This window comes from Flavobacterium sp. 245 (assembly GCF_004362055.1).
Lineage (GTDB): Bacteria > Bacteroidota > Bacteroidia > Flavobacteriales > Flavobacteriaceae > Flavobacterium.
Map to the genome: position 1 here is coordinate 337589 of NZ_SNXB01000003.1, position 16552 is coordinate 354140.

17 protein-coding genes are annotated in these 16552 nt (G+C 33.6%); 16 read left to right on the plus strand and 1 reads right to left on the minus strand.

All coding sequences use genetic code 11. The features are described 5' to 3' along the window. Window positions 1-215: 215 nt before the first annotated feature. The 16 genes from EV145_RS07520 (at window position 216) to EV145_RS07595 (ending at window position 15565) form a co-directional block, all read left to right on the plus strand. Window positions 216-1616 carry an anthranilate synthase component I family protein gene (locus tag EV145_RS07520; RefSeq protein WP_133524604.1) on the plus strand — a complete coding sequence of 467 codons (1401 nt, stop codon included), beginning with the start codon at window positions 216-218 and terminating at the stop codon, window positions 1614-1616. A gap of 101 nt (window positions 1617-1717) precedes the next feature. After that, entirely contained in the window at window positions 1718-2161 is a 444-nt protein-coding gene (locus tag EV145_RS07525; protein ID WP_133524605.1) for a hypothetical protein, read from the plus strand. A gap of 84 nt (window positions 2162-2245) precedes the next feature. Next, window positions 2246-2812 (plus strand): anthranilate synthase component II, encoded by a 567-nt coding sequence (locus EV145_RS07530; RefSeq protein WP_133524606.1) that lies wholly within the window; start codon window positions 2246-2248, stop codon window positions 2810-2812. Window positions 2813-2959: 147 nt separating this feature from the next. After that, window positions 2960-3367, plus strand: a complete 408-nt coding sequence (locus tag EV145_RS07535) for a GNAT family N-acetyltransferase (protein ID WP_133524607.1) — start codon at window positions 2960-2962, stop codon at window positions 3365-3367. A gap of 140 nt (window positions 3368-3507) precedes the next feature. Next, a complete protein-coding gene (trpD, locus tag EV145_RS07540; protein ID WP_133524608.1) occupies window positions 3508-4500 on the plus strand; it encodes an anthranilate phosphoribosyltransferase in 993 nt (330 codons plus the stop codon). Between the two features lie 86 nt (window positions 4501-4586). Further along, on the plus strand, window positions 4587-5366 hold the full coding sequence (gene trpC, locus EV145_RS07545) for an indole-3-glycerol phosphate synthase TrpC (protein WP_133524609.1): 780 nt from the start codon (window positions 4587-4589) through the stop codon (window positions 5364-5366). 176 nt (window positions 5367-5542) lie between these two features. Further along, complete coding sequence (locus tag EV145_RS07550) at window positions 5543-6205, plus strand: phosphoribosylanthranilate isomerase (protein ID WP_133524610.1); 663 nt, start codon at window positions 5543-5545, stop codon at window positions 6203-6205. Then, window positions 6195-7376, plus strand: coding sequence for a tryptophan synthase subunit beta (gene trpB / locus EV145_RS07555; protein ID WP_133524611.1), 1182 nt, complete (start codon window positions 6195-6197; stop codon window positions 7374-7376). Before EV145_RS07550 ends, trpB begins: the two co-directional genes overlap by 11 nt. Before the next feature lie 58 nt (window positions 7377-7434). Next, on the plus strand, window positions 7435-7752 hold the full coding sequence (locus EV145_RS07560) for a gamma-glutamylcyclotransferase family protein (RefSeq protein WP_133524612.1): 318 nt from the start codon (window positions 7435-7437) through the stop codon (window positions 7750-7752). A gap of 7 nt (window positions 7753-7759) precedes the next feature. Further along, window positions 7760-8497, plus strand: coding sequence for a carbon-nitrogen hydrolase family protein (locus EV145_RS07565; RefSeq protein WP_133524613.1), 738 nt, complete (start codon window positions 7760-7762; stop codon window positions 8495-8497). Window positions 8498-8601: 104 nt separating this feature from the next. Then, window positions 8602-9792, plus strand: a complete 1191-nt coding sequence (locus EV145_RS07570) for a hypothetical protein (RefSeq protein WP_133524614.1) — start codon at window positions 8602-8604, stop codon at window positions 9790-9792. Between the two features lie 87 nt (window positions 9793-9879). Beyond that, window positions 9880-10641: a tryptophan synthase subunit alpha gene (gene trpA / locus EV145_RS07575; RefSeq protein WP_133524615.1), complete on the plus strand. Its 762-nt coding sequence runs from the start codon at window positions 9880-9882 to the stop codon at window positions 10639-10641. Between the two features lie 292 nt (window positions 10642-10933). Then, the gene (locus EV145_RS07580) at window positions 10934-11563 is read left to right on the plus strand and encodes a TetR/AcrR family transcriptional regulator (protein WP_133524616.1); all 630 of its coding nucleotides are present in this window, start codon (window positions 10934-10936) and stop codon (window positions 11561-11563) included. Next, window positions 11553-12878, plus strand: a complete 1326-nt coding sequence (locus tag EV145_RS07585; RefSeq protein ID WP_133524617.1) for a TolC family protein — start codon at window positions 11553-11555, stop codon at window positions 12876-12878. The genes EV145_RS07580 and EV145_RS07585 overlap by 11 nt, the downstream gene beginning before the upstream one ends. Window positions 12879-12890: 12 nt before the next feature. Next, window positions 12891-13970, plus strand: coding sequence for an HlyD family secretion protein (locus tag EV145_RS07590; RefSeq protein WP_133524618.1), 1080 nt, complete (start codon window positions 12891-12893; stop codon window positions 13968-13970). Between the two features lie 5 nt (window positions 13971-13975). Beyond that, a complete protein-coding gene (locus EV145_RS07595) occupies window positions 13976-15565 on the plus strand; it encodes an MDR family MFS transporter (RefSeq protein WP_133524619.1) in 1590 nt (529 codons plus the stop codon). Between the two features lie 169 nt (window positions 15566-15734). On the opposite strand, the gene yaaA is transcribed toward EV145_RS07595, so the two are convergent. After that, a complete protein-coding gene (yaaA, locus tag EV145_RS07600) occupies window positions 15735-16493 on the minus strand; it encodes a peroxide stress protein YaaA (RefSeq protein WP_133524620.1) in 759 nt (252 codons plus the stop codon). Window positions 16494-16552 lie beyond the last annotated feature (59 nt).

Genomic DNA, 16552 nt, shown 5'->3' on the forward strand with positions numbered 1-16552 from the left:
TTCAAATTACCTTTATATCTTTGTGATATCAAAATAAGGAAATGAAAACATTAATGAACAATACTTGGTGGTGGAAGAATTTACGTCAAACGTCGTGAACTAAGCTTCCTATGGTATTTTCAAAACTATAAATATAAAAGGCTTGTCATCACGACAAGCCTTTTTTTTTGGCCGAAACTTTAGAAGATATATTAAAAACTAAAAAACAACATACTTTGAAACCTTTTATACTCAATACGCAATACAAACAAATTCTGGCAGATACCATTACGCCAGTAAGTATTTATTTCAAAATAAGAGATAAATTCCCTAATAGTTTATTACTAGAAAGTAGTGATTATCATGGAAATGACAATAGTTTCTCGTATATCTGCTGTAACCCAATTGCAACGATCAAAATTGAAAATGAAACTATTTCAAAAACTTTCCCTGACGGAACTTCGGAACAAAATAAAATTGATGCTTCAACCAATATTCCAGAAGTTATTCAGGAATTTTCAAGCAACTTTCAATCAGAGAAAAACGATTTCAAATTCATCAACAATGGTTTATTCGGATATATTTCATACGATGCTGTCCGTTATTTTGAAAAAGTAACAATTGCTAAAAAAGACAGTGCAACTTCAATTCCTGATGTATTTTATGCCGTTTACCAAAATATAATCGCCATCAACCACTTCAAAAATGAAGCGTACATTTTCTGCCACAGCGTTGATGGAAGAAATAATATTTCAGAAATTGAGCAATTGTTACAATCGAGAAATATTGCCTCATATAAATTCACAAAAGAAGGCGAAGGTTTCTCAAATTTAACCGATGAAGAATTTAAGCACAATGTAGCTTTAGCAAAAAAACACTGTTTCCGCGGAGACGTTTTTCAATTGGTTTTATCTCGCCGTTTTACACAAGGTTTTAAAGGTGATGAATTCAATGTTTACAGAGCTTTGCGAAGCATCAATCCATCTCCTTACCTATTCTTTTTTGATTATGGAGATTTTAAAATATTTGGGTCTTCGCCCGAAGCACAAATTATCGTAAAAAACAGAAAAGCCGAAATTCATCCAATTGCTGGAACTTTCAAAAGAACCGGAAATGACGAACGTGATGCACTTTTAGCCAAAGAACTTTCGGAAGATAAAAAAGAAAACAGCGAACACGTAATGCTTGTCGATTTGGCAAGAAATGATTTAAGCCGAAATGGCCACGATGTAAATGTTGAAAAATATAGAGAAGTTCAGTTTTTCTCGCATGTTATTCATTTAGTTTCTAAAGTTACAGGACATTTACACGACAAAGCCACAACAATGCAAGTTGTAGCCGATACTTTTCCAGCCGGAACTTTAAGCGGAGCACCAAAACACAGAGCGATGCAATTGATCGAAGATTACGAAAAAACAAATCGTAATTTTTACGGAGGCGCGATAGGTTTCATGGATTTTAACGGAAACTTTAATCACGCTATTATGATTCGAACTTTCCTTAGCAAAAATCATCAACTTCATTGCCAAGCCGGCGCCGGAATTGTTGCCAGCTCAGACGAAGAAAGTGAAATGCAGGAAGTTTACAACAAATTAAGAGCTTTGAATACAGCACTTGAAATGGCAGAGAAAATATAGTTCTTTTTGTTTCAGGTTTCAAGTTTCAAGTTGTTGGAACTTGAAACTTGAAACCTGAAACTTGAAACTTGAAACAATTAACAAACAAACCTTAAATAATCATGAAAAAAGCAATTTCAATTTTATTTTTAATCATTTGCATAACAGCTTGTAATTCCGAAAAAAAAGAGAATCCGATTAAAGGAACCTGGCGTCTTGTATCAGCTGAAACGACAGAAAAAGATTCGACTTTCTCGACTTTCAATCCAAAAACAAAAATGATTAAAATTATAAATGATACCCATTTTGCTTTTTTTAATCATGATTTGAACAATGGAAAGGATTCAACAAATGCAGTATTCTTTGGCGGAGGTGGAAAATATACTTTGAAAGACAGTGTTTACACCGAAAATCTGGAGTACTTCAATAACCGTCAATGGGAAAATGGAAAATTTGAGTTTGTAGTAAAGGTCAAAAATGATACACTAACTCAAAAAGGAGTTGAAAAAGTAGAAAAATTAGGAATCAACCGAATTATTACAGAAAAATACGTTCGAGAAAAATAAAAAAATAGTATTCAGTTGCAGTTTTCAGTCACAGATTAAAAAACTTAGTAACTCAGAACCTTAGCAACTTAGCACCTCAAAAAAATGAAAAAGATATTAGTTATAGACAATTACGATAGCTTCACTTACAATTTAGTGCACTATTTAGAAGATTTGAATTGCGAAGTAACCGTTTACAGAAACGATGAATTTGAAATTGATGAAATCGCTTCTTTCGATAAAATATTACTTTCTCCTGGCCCTGGAATCCCAGATGAAGCTGGGTTATTAAAAGCAGTAATAGAAAAATATGCTCCAACAAAAAGCATTTTAGGCGTTTGTTTAGGACAACAAGCCATTGGAGAAGTTTTTGGCGGAACGCTTTCAAACCTTGATAAAGTATATCATGGAGTTGCAACCAATGTAAAAACAGTTGTATCTGATGAAATTTTGTTTGAAGGTTTAGGAAACGAATTCGAAGTAGGAAGATACCATTCGTGGGTTGTTGATGCGAATTTACCAGATGTTTTAGAAGCAACTTCAATAGACGAAAACGGACAAATTATGTCGCTAAGACACAAAACTTTTGATGTGAGAGGCGTTCAATTTCATCCGGAAAGTGTGTTGACTCCAAAAGGGAAATTGATATTGGAGAACTGGATAAAGAGTTAGAGGTTAGTCAAAAGTTTTAAAGTCGAAAGTCATAAAGTCAAATATCAAAAACTTAGCCTTTCCTATTAAAACTAAAAAATAATATCAACTTTATAAAAACACAAAGCACGAAGACTTTAAGACCTTCGACTTTAGACTTTAAGACTTATGGAAATAAACCTTTCAGAAACCAAAGAAATCAACATTGAAGACATTTTGATTTTATACAAAGCTAACGAATGGAGTTCGGCCAGCAAACCAAATGAATTATATAATGGTCTTTTAAATTCGGAGACTTTAATAACAGCTTGGGAAGGGAAAAAATTAGTAGGACTTGGGAATGCAATTTCAGATGGTTTTCTAACGGTTTATTATCCGCATTTATTGGTACTTCCAGAATATCAAGGAAAAGGAATTGGGAAAATGATTGTAGATAAAATGCAGGAGAAATACAGTCACTTTCATATGCAAATGCTAACCGCCGACGGAAAAGCAGTTGACTTTTATAAAAAAAACGGATTTGAAAGAGCCGGAAAAACAGAACCCATGTGGATTTATCAGGGAAATGAACATTGAAAAATTAGTCGTAAAGTCTGAATGTCAAAAGTCATAAAGTCAATTACGAACTAAAAAATATAACTAATACACAACTAAAATAAGTATCAGAAGCAAAAGACTTTAAGACTTTTGACATTCGACTTTAAGACTTAAAAAAAATGAAAACTATATTAAACAAATTAATCAACCACGAAGTGCTTACAAAAGAAGAAGCCAAAGACGTGTTGATTAATATCTCAAGCGGAAATTATAATCCAAGCCAGATTTCGGCATTTTTGACTGTGTTTATGATGCGCAGTATTACTATTGATGAACTTTCTGGTTTTCGTGAAGCTTTACTGGAATTATGTATTCGTGTTGATTTATCAGCTTACAATACCATCGATTTATGCGGAACCGGTGGCGATGGAAAAGACACTTTTAACATTTCGACTTTAGCTTCTTTTATTTCGGCTGGAGCTGGAATTAAAGTTGCAAAACACGGAAATTACGGTGTATCCTCTATTTCAGGGTCAAGCAACGTGATGGAAAAAATGGGAATCAAATTCAGTAACGATCCTTCCTTTTTGGAAAAATGTATCGACAAAGCGGGAATCTGCGTTTTGCACGCTCCCCTATTTCACCCCGCTATGAAAAATGTGGGACCAATCAGAAAAGAATTGGCGGTAAAAACCTTCTTTAACATGTTGGGGCCAATGGTAAATCCATCATTTCCACAGAATCAATTGGTTGGTGTTTTCAATCTTGAATTAGCCAGAATGTATGCTTATTTATATCAAAATACTGATATCAATTTTACAATCTTACATTCGCTTGACGGCTATGACGAAATTTCCTTAACTGGTCCAACAAAAATCATTACAAGTGAAATGGAAGGCATGTTAAAACCAGAAGATTTTAAAGTTCGCCTTTTATCACAAAGAGAAATTGAAGGTGGAAGAACAATTGAAGAATCGGCAGATATGTTTGTGAATATCATTTCCGGAAAAGGAAGTGAAGCACAAAATAATGTTGTTTGCGCAAATGCAGCAATGGCGATTTCAACAGTAACAAAATGCTCTCCACAAGAAGGTTTTAGACAAGCCAAAGAAAGCTTGTTCTCCGGAAAGGGTTTAAAAGCATTACAAAAACTACAAGAATTAAGTAAGTAAAAAAATGGTTTCTTTTGTTTCAGGTTTCAGGTTTCAAGTTAGTTGGAACTTGAAACTTGAAACCTGAAACCTGAAACAAATAAAACATGAATATTTTAGATAAAATAATATTTGATAAACAACGAGAAGTCGTTCTTAAAAAATCGATCATTCCGGTTTCGCAATTGGAAAACTCTGTATTTTTTGGAAGAGAAACAATTTCTTTGAGTCAAAAATTGAGAACAAGTTCTACTGGAATTATTGCGGAACACAAACGCCGTTCGCCTTCAAAATCGGTTATCAATCAAAGTTTTACAGTTGAAGAGGTTGTAAAAGGATATGAAAAAGCTGGAGCTTGTGGAATTTCCGTTTTAACTGATGGAAAATATTTTGGAGGCTCTTTAGACGATTTACTTTTGGCAAGAGCGAGTGTTAATATTCCGCTATTGCGAAAAGAATTTATTGTCGATGAATATCAAATTCTTGAAGCAAAAGCACACGGAGCCGATTTAATTTTATTAATCGCAGCGGTTCTTACTCGTGAAGAAATAAAATCTCTATCTGAATTTGCAAAAAATTTAGGTTTAGAAGTTTTACTTGAAGTTCACAATCAGGAAGAACTGGAAAAGTCGATTATGCCAAGTTTAGACATGATTGGCGTGAACAACAGAAACTTAAAAACATTTGAAGTTAGTCTTGATTTCAGCAAACAACTGGCGTCGCAAATCCCGAATGATTTCGTAAAAGTTTCTGAAAGTGGTATCTCATCAATAGAAGCCATTTCAGAATTAAGACCTTACGGTTACAGTGGTTTCTTAATTGGAGAAAACTTCATGAAAACAGACAACGCCGGACAATCAGCGGTTGACTTTATAAGTCAGCTGTAGGCAATAAGCTATAGGCTGTAAGCTTTTAGCAAAAAATAAATAAAATTCTGCGCAAAGCAAAAAGCCTAAAGCTTATTGCTTAAAGTGTAAAGCATTAAAAAAAAATCAGCATAAAGAAAAAGCTTAAAGCCTATTGCCTAAAGCTTATTGCTTTTGTGCCTAAAGCAAAAAAAAAAATGAAACTTAAAATCTGCGGTATGAAATATCCCGATAATATACTCGAAGTAGGATCGCTCCTACCCGACTATATGGGATTTATTTTCTGGGAAAAATCCGCTCGTTATTTCGATGGAACAATTCCGGAACTAATTCATACCATTAAAAAAACAGGGGTTTTTGTAAATGAAACTGTTGACAACATCATGTCAAAAGCGGAGAAATATCATTTACAGGCAGTTCAGTTACACGGAAACGAATCTGTTGCATTTTGTCAGGAATTAAAAGCTAAAATTGACTCCAAAATTGGTGTTTCAATCGAAATTATCAAAGTATTCTCGGTTGATGAAAATTTTGATTTCGAAATTTTAAAACCTTTTGAAAACGTCTGCGATTATTTCTTATTCGATACAAAAGGAAAATTACCCGGTGGAAATGGAACCACTTTCGACTGGAAAATATTAGAAAATTACAAGTCTGAGAAACCGCTGTTTTTAAGTGGCGGTATTGGAATTGAAGAAATACCTGCAATAAAAAATCTCAAAATTCCGATTTATGCAATTGATGTAAATAGTAAATTTGAGACAGAACCGGGATTAAAAAATAAAAGTTTATTAAGAAAGTTTCAGAAAAATCTAAAACCTGCAACTTTAAACCCTAAACAACTACATAATGAATTATAATGTCAACGAAAAAGGATATTACGGAGAATTTGGAGGAGCTTACATTCCGGAAATGTTATATCCAAATGTAGAAGAATTACGCCAGAATTATTTAAAAATAACAAGCGAGCCTGATTTTAAAGCGGAGTTTGATCAATTATTAAAAGATTACGTTGGACGCCCTAGCCCGCTTTATTTTGCCAAGCGTTTATCTGAAAAATACAATACCAAAGTCTATCTAAAAAGAGAAGACTTAAATCATACTGGCGCACACAAGGTCAACAATACAATTGGACAAATTTTGGTAGCCAAACGTTTAGGCAAAAAAAGAATTATTGCTGAAACCGGAGCTGGCCAGCATGGTGTTGCAACAGCTACTGTTTGTGCATTAATGGGTCTGGAATGTATCGTTTATATGGGTGAAATTGACATTGCGCGTCAGGCACCAAACGTTGCCCGTATGAAAATGTTAGGCGCAGAAGTTCGTCCGGCACTTTCGGGTTCTAGAACTTTAAAAGATGCTACAAACGAAGCAATTCGCGACTGGATCAATAATCCAGTTGATACCCATTATATTATTGGATCAGCAATTGGACCGCATCCCTATCCGGATATGGTGACACGTTTTCAAAGTGTTATTTCTGCAGAAATAAAATGGCAGTTAAAAGAAAAAGAAGGACGTGAAAATCCTGATTATGTTGTTGCTTGTATTGGCGGCGGAAGTAACGCAGCCGGAACGTATTACCACTTTTTGCACGAGCCAGAAGTTGGAATAATAGCAGTTGAAGCTGCCGGAAAAGGTGTTGACAGCGGTCATAGCGCGGCAACCAGCAAATTAGGAAAAGTAGGCGTTATTCACGGTTGTAAAACCCTTTTGATGCAAACACCAGATGGGCAAATTACCGAACCGTATTCTATTTCAGCAGGATTGGATTATCCAGGAGTTGGACCAATGCACGCGCATTTGGCACAAACCGGGCGCGGTGAATTTTTCTCCGTTACCGATGATGATGCTATGAACGCTGGTTTGCAATTGACTAAATTAGAAGGAATTATTCCGGCGATCGAGAGCGCACACGCATTTGCAGTTTTAGATCAAAAGAAATTCAAACCGACAGATATTGTGGTTATCAGTCTTTCAGGGCGTGGTGATAAAGATCTAGACAATTATATCGACTATTTTAAATTGTAATAAAATTCGTAATTTGGGCATTCGCAAACAAAACCAAATAACGAGAAAAATAATAATTATGGAACAGTTATTCTCATACGGAACCTTACGTTCAAAACAAATTCAAATGCAGCTTTTTAATAAGGTATTAACCGGAACTAAAGATCAGCTTTTAGGGCACAAACTAAAAAGTCTTCAAATAGAAGAAGAATTTGGAATGGCAGATTATGTTGTTGCAGTACCAACAGAAGATGCTTCAGATCCTATACATGGTATTGTGTACAATATTTCTCCTTCTGATTTAGCTAAAGTAGATATATTCGAATCGAATGCTTATAAAAGAGTTGAAGTTAAATTGAAGTCGGGAATCGTTGCATGGATTTATATAGAAAGTTAAGAAAAAAATGATTTTAGCAGCAGCACAAACAAAACCAACCCGAGGAAATATTGAAGCTAATTTAGAAGATCATTATCGTCTTATTGAATTGGCGGTACAAAATGGAGCGCAATTAATCGCATTTCCTGAAATGTCTATTACAGGTTACGAAAGAGCTGATGCGCAAAAATTGGCTTTCAAAAAAGACGATTCGCGACTGAATCATATGCAACGATTGGCTTCTGAAAATAATATCATCATTGTTGCCGGTGCACCAATTCAAATTGAAGATGAAATGTTTATCGGAGAGTTTGTTATTTCTCCGGATCAATCCGTTTCGATTTACACAAAGCAGTTTTTGCATGAAGGCGAAGATGAATTTTTCCAATCTTCGTTTAATTATAATCCGATGATTCGAATTGAAAATCAAAATATTTCGTTTGCGATTTGTGCTGATATTGATAATCCATTGCATCCTGAAAATGCCCACAAAAGAGCTACAAATATTTACATTGCCAGTATTTTCTTTTCGCCAAACGGGATTCCGAATGCGTATCGAGATTTACAAAGTTATGCTGAGAAACATAAAATGAATGTTTTAATGTCGAATTTTAGCGGAGAATCATGGGGATCACCTTCAGCAGGACAAAGCGCTTTTTGGAATAATAAAGGAGAATTGATTAGACAAATGAATGATTCGGATTTTGGATTATTATTGGTCGAAAATAAAAATGATAATTGGACGAGTCGGATTATCATTGACTAGCTTAGTTTCCTGCAAGGTTTTAAAAACCTTGTAGGTATGAAATAAATTAAAATATAAAAACACCTACAGGGTTTTTAAAACCTTGCAGGAGAAAAAAATAAAAGATGAAATATCATATTTTATATATCATTGCCGTTTTTCTTATGTTTCAGTCTTCGAATAGTCAAAATAATAATGACTATAAAAATTTAATAGAAGAGGGAAGTAATTTATACGACCAGCAAAAATTTGCTTTGGCTCTCCATAAATATTTATTAGCGTTTAAAATAAAAGAAAACAACCCCAATGATTTATACAACGGAGCGTGTTATGCAACTTTATCAGGACAACCAAAAATTGCATTCAATTTATTAAATAAAGCTCATGATAATGGATACTTTGATGTTGATCATTTAAAAAAAGACTGTGATTTATACGCCCTTCATTCATTTCCTGAATGGAAAACCTTGATAACAACTTTAAACGAAGAAAAGTCTAAGAAAAACACAGATGACGAAATCTTATACAAAATGTTTATTAAGAATATAGATGTAAACAAAGCATATGATTTATTATGTACTTCAGATTATAAAAACAATACTACCAAAAATGATTTCGAATCTAATTGTGCTTTTGTTCATAATCTTTTAAAAGCGAACAATATAACTTCGATATCAGATATAAGAAAAAGGGAATTCAGCAGTTTAACTACTACTGAAAACTCGATAAGTCACAATGAGTACAAGTACAGTTTTTTTGTTTCACCGTTAGTTTTTGGACTACAAATCAATGAATTACTTATACAAGAAACGGGAAATAAAGTTTCTTCTGAATATATTACAATAGGAAATAACAGCTTATTAAATAAATTAAAAGTAGAAAAATTAAACCTCTCAGCTACGTCCTCAAACATTAACGCTGAATTGGATAAATTTATCACTACTGCAGATACTTGTCATTTTTACTATGGTCTGTTTAATGGGGAAAAAAAAGTAAGCGGAGTATCTTCTATTGTTTCAAACAAAAATAAAATAAAAAAAATATTTAGCGATTTGATCTATGTCCCAGTAGAAAATCTTCCTAATCTGGACTGTTCTAAAAATTTTGGATACATTTCTTTTTTTAAGGAAAATTTTAAAACTATAAGCAAAAATAACATACTTGATTTTCCAGCACAGCAAACTTTTGAATTTGTCTTTTTTGAAAAAACAGATATCATTGTAGTTTCGATTGACGGAAAATATGGATTTTACAGGATGAAAAATATCAGTAAAATAAAAAACTTTTTGACGGATAAAAACAATACTTTAATATAAGTCTAAAAATTTTAAAAAAAAATTAAAAAATAAATACATAAATACCTAACAGATTTTGAAAACCTGTTAGGATAAAAAATAAAAATAATGAACAGAATAACACAAAAATTACAAGAAGATAAAAAGATACTTTCAATCTATTTTTCTGCCGGATATCCTAACTTAAATGATACGGTTCAGATTATTCAGGATTTAGAAAAAAATGGAGTTGATTTAATCGAAATTGGATTGCCATTTAGTGATCCTTTAGCAGATGGACCAACCATCCAGGCGAGTTCTACGCAGGCGCTTCATAACGGAATGACAACACAAATTCTTTTCGACCAGCTGAAGAACATCCGCGAAAGCGTAAAAATTCCTTTGATTATTATGGGATATTTTAATCCGATGTTACAATATGGCGTTGAAGCTTTTTGCCAGAAATGTGCCGAAATTGGAATCGACGGGTTAATTATTCCAGATCTTCCGGTTGATGTTTACGCTGAGGAATACAAAGCAATTTTCGAAAAATACGGATTAATCAATGTGTTCTTGATTACACCTCAAACTTCAGAGGAACGTATTCGTTTTATTGATAGTGTTTCAAACGGCTTTATTTATATGGTAAGTTCGGCAAGTGTTACGGGTTCTCAATCAGGTTTTGGAAATGTTCAGGAAGATTATTTCGAAAGAATCGGAAACATGAATTTGAAAAATCCTCAAATTGTAGGTTTCGGAATTTCGAATAAGGAAACTTTTAATCAAGCAACCAAATATGCAAAAGGTGCTATTATCGGGAGTGCTTTTATTAAGCATTTGAGTGAAAGTGGTTCTGGGAAAATTGAGGAGTTTGTTGGGGAGATTCGATAATTAAATTCAAGATAAAAATACAATAAAGTTTCGTTTGTCATTCCGAGGAACGAGGAATCCCCGCAAGTAGCTCGACAAAGATTGAGTCTTTTGATTGCGGAGTTACTTGCGGGGATTCCTCGTTCCTCGGAATGACAAGATTGTGAAAAATTCAAGCTGAAATATACATTTCAGCTTTTTTTATGCTCCAAAACAACTACACCGTTTTACGTTAATATTTTGTTAAAATAAAATTAAACAAGCGTTTAAATTAAACAAGTGTTTAATTTTGTATTCGATTAGAAACAATACCATGTCACACATCGAACTTAACGATAAAAAAATTCAGATTCTGGAAGTTGCTGAAAAGCTATTTTCAGAGAAAGGATTTGAAGGGACTTCTATACGGGACATTTCAAAACATGCAAAAATTAACATTGCAATGGTTTCGTATTATTTTGGTTCGAAAGAGAGACTTTTAGAATCTTTGATCATCTACAAAACTTCTGATTTAAAACTTCAACTCGAAAATTTATTACAGGAAAATATCGAACCGCTTGAAAAAGTCAATAAATTAATCGAAATTTACATTAACAGAATTAGTTGTAATAAAGGGATTTTCAGAGTTTTACACTTTGAACTTACTTCAAAAAAGATTGAGAAAAGCCTAATTGCCTTTTCAGAATTAAAAAGAGAAAATTTAAAATCTGTTGAAACGATCATAAAACAAGGCCAAGATAAAGGTGTTTTCAGGAAAGATATCATCATTCCGTTAATCACGCCAACAATCATTGGAACTTATTTTCATTTTCACATGAATAAATTTTTCTTCGTAGAATTATTAAATCTGAATACCGAAGAAATGTATAACAATTACATAAAAACCAGTCTTACAAAGCACATTCAACAAACTATAAAAGCGCTACTTGTTTATGAAAATTAGTCAATTAATGCTCTTTGGAGTTTTCTTTATCGGAATATCTTCAATAGAAGCACAAGAAAAAACAAGTTTAACCTTAGACGAAGCCGTTAAAATGGCTTGGGAAAAAAGTAACGAAGTTACGCTTGCCAACACTAAGGTAAACTCAAAAAAATACGAATTACAAGAGGTTAAAAACAATCAATATCCAGATATTAAAATCTCTGGTCAATATCAAAGATTGACAAAAGCTTCGATTGACATGCATAATGACGATCAGGCAAGTGCAGAGCCAATGCCATCTCCAGATCAGGCAATGTTAGGAATGGCAACACTTAGTTTGCCAATATTTTCAGGTTTTAAAATTCAGAACAGCATCAAAGCTTATGATAATTTATATGAAGCTGAAAGCGCTTATGCTGCCAAAACCAAAGAAGATGTTGCTTTGCGTGTAATCACTTATTATACTGCATTATACAAAGCTCAAAAAACATTGGATCTTTTAAACGAAAATCAAAAACAAGCAAAACAGCGTGTTACAGATTTTACTGAATTAGAGAAAAACGGAATCATCCCAAGAAATGATTTATTGAAAGCCCAATTATTAGTTTCTAAAACACAATTATCTATTGACGAAGCTAATAACAACATCAATAACATTAACTTTTACCTGACTACTTTACTTAAGTTAGATCCAAGTGTAAAATTGGCTGTTAACGAAGGTGATTTCTTTAGTCTAAAAACAAGCAATGCACCATCATCTGATGCAGTAGCACTTGAAAACAGAAAGGATTTAGAAGCTATTCGTTTGCAACAAAAAGCGAGCGAGGCTAATATCAAAATAGCAAAAGCAGGTTATTATCCTTCATTAGCTTTATTAGGAGGCTATACAGCATTAGATCTTAAAGATTTTATTACTGTAAAATATGCAATGAATTTTGGACTTGGTTTATCATACGATATTTCAGGGCTTTATAAAAACAGTGCACATGTAAAAGTTGCTGAAAGCCAAGCTTTAGAAGCAAAAAGTTCAGAAGCAATTTTGACTGATCGTATTAAAAATGAAGTTCAGAAATCTCTTGAAGATTATGACTTAGCCATTAACCAAAGTGTGGTTTATGACGAAGCGCTTCAACAAGCATCTGAAAACTACAGACTTGTAAAAGATAAATTTGATAATGGATTGTCTGACACCAATGATTTGGTTGAGGCTGATGTTGAACACTTAAATGCCAAAATTAATACTGCTTTGTCTAAAGCAACCATTATCCAAAAATATTACGAACTACTTTCAGTATCAGGTCAATTATCACAATCATTCAATCTTTCTAAAATATAATCGATAGCTCTCATGGAAAAGAAAAAAACAAATACTAAATTCATCATTATACTAACCGTTTTGGTTTTATTGGGGGGAACTTACGGAATAACAAAATACTTACACGGACAAGCTCACGAAGAAACAGATGATGCTCAGATCGAGAAAAAAATGAATCCGATTATTCCAAGAGTATCTGGATACATTAGTAAAGTATATGTAAAAGACAATGATTATGTAAAAAAAGGAGATACTTTATTTACTATCGACAAGAGAGATTATCAATTAAAAATCGATGAAGCAAATGCTGCTTTGTTAGGTGCTGAAGGTCAATACGAAGCTGCAAAAGCTGATATTGGAAGTGCTAATGCAAGCATTTCAGTTTCTGATGCAAATATGAAATCTGCAAGCGGTTCAATCGAAAGTGCTAAAATTAGATTGAGACAAATCACAAACGATTACAACCGTTACAATAATTTGTACAAAACGCATACAATTACAAAACAACAATATGAGCAAGCTTTGACTGCAAAAGAAGAAGCTGAAAATCAAGTACGTGTTTTAGAGCAACAACAAAGAGCAAGTTCTTACCAAAAATCGGTAATTGAATCTAAATCTAAAGCTTCTGACAAACAAACAGAAGTTGCTGCAGCAAACATTAAAAGAGCTAAAACAATGTTGGATGTTGCTCATTTAAATCTTACTTACACAGTTGTAACAGCTGCCATCGATGGTCAGGTTTCTAAAGTTGATATTCAGCCAGGACAATTGGTTCAGCCAGGACAGTCTTTATTTTATATTATCAATAATAACGAAGCTTGGGTTGTAGCTAACTTTAAAGAAACGCAATTAAACAAAATGATTGTAGGACAAAAAGTAAGCTTAAAAGTTGATGCATATCCTAATTATGAATTCAAAGGAATTGTAACTTCTTTTTCTCCAGCTACAGGATCTCGTTTTTCATTATTGCCTCCTGACAATGCTACAGGAAACTTCGTGAAAACAATTCAGAGATTACCGGTAAAAATTAGTTTAGATCCTACAAACGACCCTGAAAAAGTAAAATTATTACGCCCAGGAATGAATGTTGATGTAGACGTACATTTGAAATAATATAAATGGCAACAGCAGTACAAGCAGACGACGATTTAGTAGAATACGGCTACAGACGTGTGATCATAACGATTACGGCAGTACTTTGTGCATTGCTGGAAATTGTAGATACAACGATTGTAAACGTAGCGCTTACAGATATGCGAGGAAGCCTTGGTGCTACCTTGACTGATGTGGCGTGGGTAATTACAGCATACGCAATTGCGAATGTTATTGTAATTCCGATGACGAGCTGGCTATCACAGCAATTTGGAAGACGTAATTATTTTGTGGCTTCTATCATAATATTTACGGTCTGTTCTTTTTTGTGTGGTAACGCCAGTAATATTTGGGAACTTGTAGCCTTCCGATTCGTACAAGGTATGGGTGGTGGAGCGCTGCTAGTAACAGCCCAAACGATTATTACCGAAAGTTATCCGGTAGCAAAACGTGGTATGGCGCAAGCTATTTACGGAATGGGTGTAATTGTAGGACCAACTTTAGGACCGCCTTTGGGAGGTTATTTAGTAGATAATTATTCGTGGCCTTATATCTTTTACATCAATATTCCATTAGGAATTATCGCTACTATTTTGGCTATAACTTTTGTTAGAAGTCCTAAATACGGAGAAAAATTAAAAGCAAATCAGGTTGACTGGTGGGGAATTATTTTATTGAGTGCCTTTATTGGATCATTACAATTCGTACTCGAACACGGACAACAAGACGACTGGTTTAATGATTCAACAATTATAACCTTAAGTGTTGTTACAGTTTTGGGATTGGTTTTATTTATTTGGAGAGAGCTAACTTATAAATATCCAATTGTAAACCTAAGTGTTTTAAAAGACGGAAATTTAAGAATTGGAACCATAATGTGTTTTATTCTTGGTTTTGGTTTGTACGGATCAACATTGATTATCCCAATTTATACACAGTCGATTTTAGGATGGACCGCAACTGATGCCGGATTATTATTAATTCCGGGATCGATTACAACAGCGATCATGATGCCATTTGTTGGTAATATGATTCAGAAAGGTGTTCCGCAAGGATATATGGTGGGAGTTGGATTTTTAGTTTTCTTCTTCTTTACTTTCATGATGCAGACGAGAATGACACCTGATACTGGTGTAGAACATATGTATTGGCCTTTGATCTTAAGAGGAATTGGTTTAGGATTGCTTTTCGTACCTATTACCACACTTTCACTTTCGACCTTAAAAGGAAAACATATTGGAGAAGGCGCTGCTTTTACCGGAATGATGAGACAATTAGGTGGTTCTTTTGGTATTGCCATTATTACCACTTTTATAACACGTTTCAGTCAGGAACACAGAGTAAATCTGATTAATAACTTAGATCCTGCAAAATACGATGTGCAACAACGAATTGCCGGAATGCAAAGAGCTTTTATGTCTAAAGGATATAGCGCAGATGTCGCTCTTAAAAAAGCCTATCAGGCAATAGACTATGCTGTATTGAAACAAAGTACCGTAATGGCTTATATAGATATATTTATGTATCTGGGAATTATGTTTTTATGCTGTATACCGATTATTCTCTTTATCAAAAAAGGGAAGAACAAAATTAGTGCAGCCGACGCAATGCATTAATAATAATAGATTTATAATACGCAGAAACGCCGAATTCAATTTAGAATTCGGCGTTGTTTTTTATAGTCACAGCTATCAGTCGCAGTTTTCAGTTTACAAACTTTGTGTAAAACATTGCGGTAAAAAACTTAGAATCTTAGCAACTCAGAACCTTAGCATCTTTAAAAAATCATCTTGTAAAAACCAAATGATTTCCTTTAGAAAGATTTGCATCAAATTGATATCCTTCGTAATTGAAACCTTTTAAATCATCAATTGTTTCAGCATTAGTATCAATAATATAACGAACCATCATGCCTCTTGCTTTTTTAGCGAAGAAACTGATCATTTTTAATTTTCCGTCTTTATAATCTTTAAAATCTGGAGTGATTACAGGAACTCTTAAAGCTTTTACATCTACAGCCGAAAAATATTCGGTACTTGCTAAATTCACAAATAATTCGCCCTTTTTCAATTCTTTGTTCAATGCTTTTGTAACAGTTGGTTTCCAGAATTCATGCAGATTTTTAGATTCTCCAACTGGCATTTTAGTTCCCATTTCTAAACGGTATGCCTGCATTAAATCTAAAGGTTTCAACAGACCGTAAAGCCCCGATAATATTCTTAATTTATCTTGTAAAACATCTAATTTCTCTAACGGAATAGTATAAGCATCTAAACCTGTGTAAACATCTCCATCAAAAGTATAAACAGCCGGACGGGCATTCTCAGATGTAAAAGGAGTTTTCCATTCTTGATTTCGCTTCCAGTTTAAATCGGCTAGTTTATCTGAAATTGACATTAATTCAGATAATTCAGAAGGCTTTTTTTGTTTTACAACTTTGTGAACCACACGTGCTTCTTTTAAAAAATGTGGCTCTGTATATTGTGCGGTTGGCAATTCTTTTTCAAAATTTAAGGACTTCGCTGGCGATATAACTATTTTCATTTGTGCTTTTTTGTATGATTCAAAAATACAAATTGAAATTTTAAAAATATGTTATTGCA

What these genes read in the sequence shown, in the direction of transcription:
- EV145_RS07525 (WP_133524605.1), top strand. Translation starts at nt 1,718, where the DNA reads ATGAAAAAAGCAATTTCAATTTTATTTTTAATCATTTGCATAACAGCT.
- EV145_RS07530 (WP_133524606.1), top strand. Translation starts at nt 2,246, where the DNA reads ATGAAAAAGATATTAGTTATAGACAATTACGATAGCTTCACTTACAAT.
- EV145_RS07535 (WP_133524607.1), top strand. Translation starts at nt 2,960, where the DNA reads ATGGAAATAAACCTTTCAGAAACCAAAGAAATCAACATTGAAGACATT.
- trpD (WP_133524608.1), top strand. Translation starts at nt 3,508, where the DNA reads ATGAAAACTATATTAAACAAATTAATCAACCACGAAGTGCTTACAAAA.
- trpC (WP_133524609.1), top strand. Translation starts at nt 4,587, where the DNA reads ATGAATATTTTAGATAAAATAATATTTGATAAACAACGAGAAGTCGTT.
- EV145_RS07550 (WP_133524610.1), top strand. Translation starts at nt 5,543, where the DNA reads ATGAAACTTAAAATCTGCGGTATGAAATATCCCGATAATATACTCGAA.
- trpB (WP_133524611.1), top strand. Translation starts at nt 6,195, where the DNA reads ATGAATTATAATGTCAACGAAAAAGGATATTACGGAGAATTTGGAGGA.
- EV145_RS07560 (WP_133524612.1), top strand. Translation starts at nt 7,435, where the DNA reads ATGGAACAGTTATTCTCATACGGAACCTTACGTTCAAAACAAATTCAA.
- EV145_RS07565 (WP_133524613.1), top strand. Translation starts at nt 7,760, where the DNA reads ATGATTTTAGCAGCAGCACAAACAAAACCAACCCGAGGAAATATTGAA.
- EV145_RS07570 (WP_133524614.1), top strand. Translation starts at nt 8,602, where the DNA reads ATGAAATATCATATTTTATATATCATTGCCGTTTTTCTTATGTTTCAG.
- trpA (WP_133524615.1), top strand. Translation starts at nt 9,880, where the DNA reads ATGAACAGAATAACACAAAAATTACAAGAAGATAAAAAGATACTTTCA.
- EV145_RS07580 (WP_133524616.1), top strand. Translation starts at nt 10,934, where the DNA reads ATGTCACACATCGAACTTAACGATAAAAAAATTCAGATTCTGGAAGTT.
- EV145_RS07585 (WP_133524617.1), top strand. Translation starts at nt 11,553, where the DNA reads ATGAAAATTAGTCAATTAATGCTCTTTGGAGTTTTCTTTATCGGAATA.
- EV145_RS07590 (WP_133524618.1), top strand. Translation starts at nt 12,891, where the DNA reads ATGGAAAAGAAAAAAACAAATACTAAATTCATCATTATACTAACCGTT.
- EV145_RS07595 (WP_133524619.1), top strand. Translation starts at nt 13,976, where the DNA reads ATGGCAACAGCAGTACAAGCAGACGACGATTTAGTAGAATACGGCTAC.
- yaaA (WP_133524620.1), bottom strand. Translation starts at nt 16,493, where the DNA reads ATGAAAATAGTTATATCGCCAGCGAAGTCCTTAAATTTTGAAAAAGAA.